This window comes from Pseudomonas sp. MF08817, from assembly GCF_059862705.1.
In genome coordinates this window covers 1-5,945 of record NZ_JCBCUY010000077.1, presented here as the reverse complement: position 1 = coordinate 5,945, position 5,945 = coordinate 1, and the positions used below count along the sequence as shown (strand labels likewise).

Sequence of the window (5,945 nt, the reverse complement as noted above, 5' to 3'; positions counted from 1 at the left end):
GTGACCGGCTGTTTCGGAACAGGCGGAAAATCGGTCACGTTGTTAGCGAAATGAGCGGTCACGCGTTAGCGAAATGGTCGGTCACGATGTACCGAAACGGGCGGTCACGATAGGCCGAAATACGCACTTGATCACTGTGTAGCGAACTTGCAGGTAGGGCTTCTCTTTGAGCATTGTGGCTACATCCAGTGCGGTACTGTCTTTGGCCTTCTTCCAGGTGATATAGCCGCTGGAAAACTTCGCGCGGGTAGCCTCGCCCATGGCTTGTTGCAGGGTTTGCTTGAGCTGAGATTCACGCTTTTCCTGCTGGGCGATGCTGTGGCGAACCGACTTGAGTTCAACGTAAGCGATGGCCAGTGCCGGGTTAGCGCTGAAGTCCACGACTTGGCCGCTGTCTGCTGGATAAAGGCAACGTAGCGCTTGATCAGCCGAGTCCGAGCCATCGGCCGGTGGCGGCGTGTCAGTCATCACGTAGTCCCAGAACTTGCGCTCCAGCTCGATCAAGCGACTGATCATGCGTTCGTCCCGCTCGATACGGTGGATCTCTAAATGTTGACCACCCAGCAGTACTGCGACATCTGCAGCCTGTTTGCCGGTGACGGCGAGCTGGTGCATGACCTGCAATTGCACATACTCGGGGACGCCCTCTTTCCAAAGGCGTGCCCCGTTTATGCCGGCTGTTTTGCATTCGAGGATCTGCACGTCATCGGCACCGATCACCTCGCGGTCGATGTTGGCCAGCATCCATGGCAACTCCGGATCGGGATGCTGCAGTACGGCGTTGATGCGTCGCACACGGTTACCACTGCGCTTGGTGTAATGCGATGCCACGATGGGTTCGAGGATGTTGCCCCAATAGGCAGGGCTTTCTTCGTCGTGCGGATCTATTTTCGGTAGCGAGCCATCGCGCCCAGTTTTCTCTAGCCACAGTTCGAGCTGAGACTTGTACGGGTTAAGGCCAACGGCAGCGGCCGCATCCGAACTGCCGATGCCACCCTTACGCACGGCCAGCCATTCATCGCGAGGCATGGCCTTGGTGGTAACGAGGCGCAGTGCAGGGCGGGACTTGCTGGTGCTGGTATTCGGTTGAGTCTTCATGATGAATTCCTTGTAGACATAAAAACGCCCGACCAGCACAAGGCTGACCGGGCGTTATTGAGTGGCGTGAGGGTTAAGCGACAAGTGAGAGTGCAGCATCCAGTGCGCGTTGTTTTATCTGTGCACCTTGGCCGAACCAGGCCGAGTCCATGCGGTACTCATTGCTGCGGGCACGGCGTTCATGATCGACGTACTCGGTTACCGCGTTGAGCAAACCCCAGGCGGTGCCATTGGCTGACGCCAGCGTTGCGCCGCGACCTTGGCCTTCATACAGCGCCTGCACCTTGCGCAGAGCTCGCTCGTTAGGCAGCACTTCAGGCAATTTGCTCTTGGGGCTAACGTCGCACAGCACGTTCATGAAAAAGCCCATCGCCTCATGCCACTGGACCTTACGCTCGGCCAGGTTACGCATGCGGTACATGAACTCGTCCCATTGCGAGACAGCGATGCCGAGCTGTTTCTTCACGGCTTGCGGATCGAAGCGAGTGTTATGCGGCACCTTGATGGCGCGTGTGGTGCCATCAAGAGCAATGGTCAGCGTGTTGTTGCACACCACCCGTACGGTGGTGGGTGTTGCCGTGGTTGCTAGCGTGCCATCGCAGGACGTAGCCAACAGTAAGTAACCACTTACCTCGTCATTACCCTTGAGTACCGCTGATTGGCCTGTGCGAGCCAGCGCCCAGAACTTACGTCCGCCTTTCAGCACACCAGCGGTCTCCAACTCGTAGCCAGAGACCTCGGAAAGATCCCGGTAAAACTCCAGAACCTCGCGAGGCTGAACGATTTGGTAGCGGCTAGAGACTACCGACAACGGCGCTTTGGTGTCGGAGCGAAACAGCACTTTCTGTTCCGGAAACGAGTGAATAGTACCTAGCGGGCCGATGCTGTCAGCCTTGAAATGCACAGGGCTGTCTTGAATCTGCCAGTCCATACCGGCTTCGCGTTGCCAGATTTCAATTGGCTGTTTCTGTGTGAGTTGATTACCGAGGCCGTGCCACGGGGTTTGGCCAACGTAAGCCATTTGCTCGATGAGATGTGCCATGGTGAGTTGCTCCTGCTCAAGGGGGGGAGCGCAACATCATTGAGTCGATGTTGGCTTGATGGAGTAGCTGGATTAGCTGTTAGCGCCGAATGTGTGTCCGCATTCCAAGCACTCGAAGTTGTTCAGCACGCGCTCATCGAGTTGCTCGCCAATTGTTGCTCCGGCTAGTCCACCTGCTACACCCCCAAACAATCCGCCAAGGATCGCGCCGGCAATACCGCCGAGGGCTATGCCCAAGGGGCCGCCTACAACACCTAAAACTCCGCCTATTTCTGCACCTGATACAGCTCCAGCCGCTCCACTAGCGGCTCCACCAACAGAGCCGATGATTCCTCCGGTTGATCGGCCAGTATTTTTAGTTACGACACGTTCTGACTCGCAGCGAGGGCCCTGTAGCTCGACGCTGACGCCGGGTTTCCAGTACCAACCGTAAGGCGCGCTTGCATCGTTGCATTGCAGGGGAAACATCAACGACAAATCAATCAAATCACGTTCAATCGTGCGCTTGCTGATGGTGTAACCCGCCGACTGCAGGCGCGTGATGATTTCGGAGGAGGTAATGCCGGGTGATTTCGACGGCAACTGACGAAGCAATTCCCACTGACGACTGACAGTGGAATGGGCTTTGGCGGAGGGTGAAGACAGGCATCCTTGAGTACTGCTTAAGCTCAGCATGGCGGTAAGGGCGCTATATGGCAATATGCTATTCGGCGCCCACAGTGAAGTCAGCGCTGCTAATGGACGAAGCCGATGGGGCGCTGCTGCCCGGCAGTCTTGAGGCGAGATTCGGCGATCAGCGCACTGGCCAGCTCGTTCGCGCTCGCGAAGGGTTTGAAGCGCGCCCGCCGGGCTACAGATGCGAAGTCACCGGGCGTCAATTGCTGTTCGTTTTTCAAGCGCAGACCTGCTGCCTTGGCGGGGTCTTTGAGCTTAAGTGCCAGAAGGTGGGCGCCGAACAACTGTTGCACCTGCGGCTGAGCGAGGTAGCCAAAGTGAATCTTCATATCGAAGCGGCGCAGCGAGGCTTCGTCCAGATCGCGGATCAGGTTCGTAGAGGCGATAAACAGGCCGCGATAGCTTTCCATTTGGGTGAGCATTTCGTTGACGGCTGTTACCTCCCAGCTTTGCTGGGCCTTGCGCCGATCCTGCAGAAAGCTGTCGACTTCATCGAGTAGCAAAACTGCGCCGTCCTGACTGGCCTTTTCAAAGGCTTTGGCCAGATTCTGTTCGGTCTGGCCCACGTAAGGTGAAACCAGGTCCGATACACGCTGCACCATCAGCGGCCTGTCCAGCTCCTGTGCCAGCCAGCAGCCGAAGGCGGTTTTGCCCGTGCCGGGCGGGCCATAAAAACACAAGCGAGCTTCACCATGTTTGCGCAGGCCTTCGACGAGTCCGTCGAGCGACACGTCGGCGTTGATCAGATCGGGCGAATAGAAACTCGGCAGCCGCTGGCCATGTGCAGCTTCCAGCTTTGCAAAACCTTGGGCTTTGAGCGTGCTATCGACCAGGCACTCGACAGTCGCATCGAGTGTTTTGCCAGCGCGAGGATTTAGGCTGCGGGCGATGCGCACTGCGCGGGTGAGCACTGCCGGTGTGGCATGCTCGTGATCGACGAGTTTCTCTACGAGTTCGTTGCCTAGCTTGTTGGCGCTGCAGTCCCTGACGATTTGCTCGCGCTGCGCCCGAGGTGGGTTGGGCAGTTCAATGACCAGATCGAAGCGACGGATATGTGCGGCGTCCAGTGATTCGACGCTATTGCTCAACCAGAAGCAGGGAAGGGTGTTTTCCTCAAGCATCCGATTGATCCAGCCTTTTTGCGCCTTGCTTCGAGCGCCGATACCCATGGGCATGGGGCTATCGAAGATATCTTCGATTTCGTCCAGAACCAATAGCGAGTTGTGCGAGTGCAGCACACTCATGGCCGAGCGCAATGCACACAGGCGCTGGCTGGCGCTGACCGGATCGCCATCGCTGTCGGAACAGGCGATTTCATACAGGTCTGTATTCAGCGTCTTGGCCAGCAGGCGGCTGAGTTGCGTCTTGCCCGTACCTGGCGGGCCGTAGAGCAGAATGTTTACCCCGATACGGCCTTCAGCCAGAGCCTTGTCCAGGTAGGCTTTGGCGATATCAACGTGCTGACGCAGGTGTTCGTAGTTGTCGAGCTGCAGAGTGCCCGGGGGGCTGAGTCTAAAGGCATACTTGAAGAGCTCGATGGGCTCTTCCTGATTGAAACGCATCAATCCCGGCAGATCAGAATTGCCCACGCTCAATCGGCTGCTCAGGGTGGTGACTGCGGAGGACATGGTATTGACCTCAAGCAACCCCGCCCGGACCAGTCGCCCGTCGTTGCTCAGGTAATGCGTCAATTGCAGTTGCGGAATTTCCAGCAGGGCGCTGAGAGCAGCGAGCATGCGGTTGAAACCGAGCATGCCCAATAGGTCGGCAGCGTTATTGAGCGTCGGATCGGTTTGCATCAGGACGCAAAAACCGAGAATCCGCAATTCTGCTGCATCCAGGCCGAGCAACTCCCCCAACGCGTCGAGATTATCCTCCAGCAAGTCGGGGTAATCGCAGTCGGTAAACGGCTCATCGAACAGCTTGCGCTCGCCCTTCAAGCGCAGCAGCGCCTGGCGCGGATTGAAATCATCTTCATCGATAAGGGCTTGCAGACCAAGCTCGACGGCCAGGTCGTCATCGTTGAAGCCATGTCGCTGGATAAGATTCCGATGCCCGCCAAGCTCCAGCATCATCATGAAAGACCACTTGAGCGTCAGGGTGCAGGTGTCCGCGTTATGCGGGCCGGAACTACGTACTTTGCTGCGGTTCAGCGAACGCGGGATGGGCACGGCGACTTCTCCTGATACTGGCGAGACACAATCATCAGCCTGGGGGGCGTCGTAATGTGTCGCGGTCAGGCGTGGCCGTCGCCGAAGGTCTTGGCAGGGTGCGTCGCGGTGATTTGGGGGGTTGAAAGGTAGTGGCATATTGATACAGAGTCGCGGTTGTTAATGAATTAGAAGCGGGACACACGGATGAGCGAACAGCTGAAAGCGGCAAAAGCGGCCGACAAGATTCTCAAAAAGTATGGCGTACTGATCGACCCCGATACGCTCAGCCCGGAAGCACTGCGGCGCGTGGCTCGCCTGAAAAACTTCCCTCGTATTCAGACCTGGCAAAACCTCAGCACCTGGAGCAGGGCAGTCTTTGGTGAAGGGGAGAAGGTCAACATTTTCCTCCCGCGTTATGTGCACCAAGGCACCCAACTGGGCACGGTTCAAGGCTTGAGCGTCGGCGTACGCGATGTCTCCGATTTACGCGAAGCAGACATCCGCTCCGAATACGAGGATGCCGACGAAGAATTTGAATTCGATTCAGAGGAGGACGACGAAATCGAGTTCGAAGACGAACTGGACGATGAGTTTGAAGCTGAAGAGCAGCAAATCGTCAGCACTGCCGGGGACAACCAGCGTGAGGCCTTGCGCGAAGACCGACTAGGTATTCGCGTGCTGGAAAATATTCATGATGAGCAGCCAGATCTGGAAAATGGCTTACTACTAGCAGTAGACCGGGTGCTTGAAAAACATAAGATCGATGCCACCTTCGACGTGTTCGAAATGGCGGCGGCTCTGATGAAAGAGCTCAATCCGCTGCTCTTGTCTGCACGGCGAGTGTTAGAGCGGCCTGAATTCAACACATAAGTGCAACGCTCACCCCTGCATAAACTTCGTACGGCGTCTTCCAGCCCAGGCGTTTTCGCGGGCGTAAATTGATCTTCGTTACCACGCGACTGACCGCCTCGACGGTC

At 57.0% G+C, this 5,945-nt stretch carries 4 protein-coding genes and 3 pseudogenes; 1 reads left to right on the top strand and 6 read right to left on the bottom strand.

Features of this window, described 5'->3' with window-relative positions; all coding sequences use genetic code 11:
- Positions 1 to 81 precede the first annotated feature (81 nt).
- From AC19YR_RS24500 to AC19YR_RS24480, 5 genes and pseudogenes are all read right to left on the bottom strand, one after another.
- Complete coding sequence (locus AC19YR_RS24500; RefSeq protein WP_500600419.1) at positions 82 to 1,098, bottom strand: YqaJ viral recombinase family nuclease; 1,017 nt, start codon at positions 1,096 to 1,098, stop codon at positions 82 to 84.
- Positions 1,099 to 1,171: 73 nt separating this feature from the next.
- Entirely contained in the window at positions 1,172 to 2,140 is a 969-nt protein-coding gene (locus AC19YR_RS24495; RefSeq protein WP_500600418.1) for a DUF932 domain-containing protein, read from the bottom strand.
- Between the two features lie 72 nt (positions 2,141 to 2,212).
- Positions 2,213 to 2,527 (bottom strand): annotated as a pseudogene (locus AC19YR_RS24490) (hypothetical protein); the annotation flags it as partial.
- A pseudogene (locus AC19YR_RS24485) lies at positions 2,528 to 2,815 on the bottom strand (hypothetical protein); the annotation flags it as partial.
- Positions 2,816 to 2,874: 59 nt separating this feature from the next.
- On the bottom strand, positions 2,875 to 4,986 hold the full coding sequence (locus tag AC19YR_RS24480) for an AAA family ATPase (protein WP_500600417.1): 2,112 nt from the start codon (positions 4,984 to 4,986) through the stop codon (positions 2,875 to 2,877).
- Positions 4,987 to 5,172: 186 nt separating this feature from the next.
- Here AC19YR_RS24480 and AC19YR_RS24475 point away from each other — a divergent pair, with 186 nt between their 5' ends.
- A complete protein-coding gene (locus AC19YR_RS24475) occupies positions 5,173 to 5,838 on the top strand; it encodes a hypothetical protein (protein WP_500600416.1) in 666 nt (221 codons plus the stop codon).
- Here AC19YR_RS24475 and AC19YR_RS24470 read toward each other — a convergent pair.
- Positions 5,828 to 5,945 (bottom strand): annotated as a pseudogene (locus tag AC19YR_RS24470) (IS30 family transposase); the annotation flags it as partial. The gene AC19YR_RS24475 and the pseudogene AC19YR_RS24470 sit on opposite strands and share 11 nt — an antisense overlap.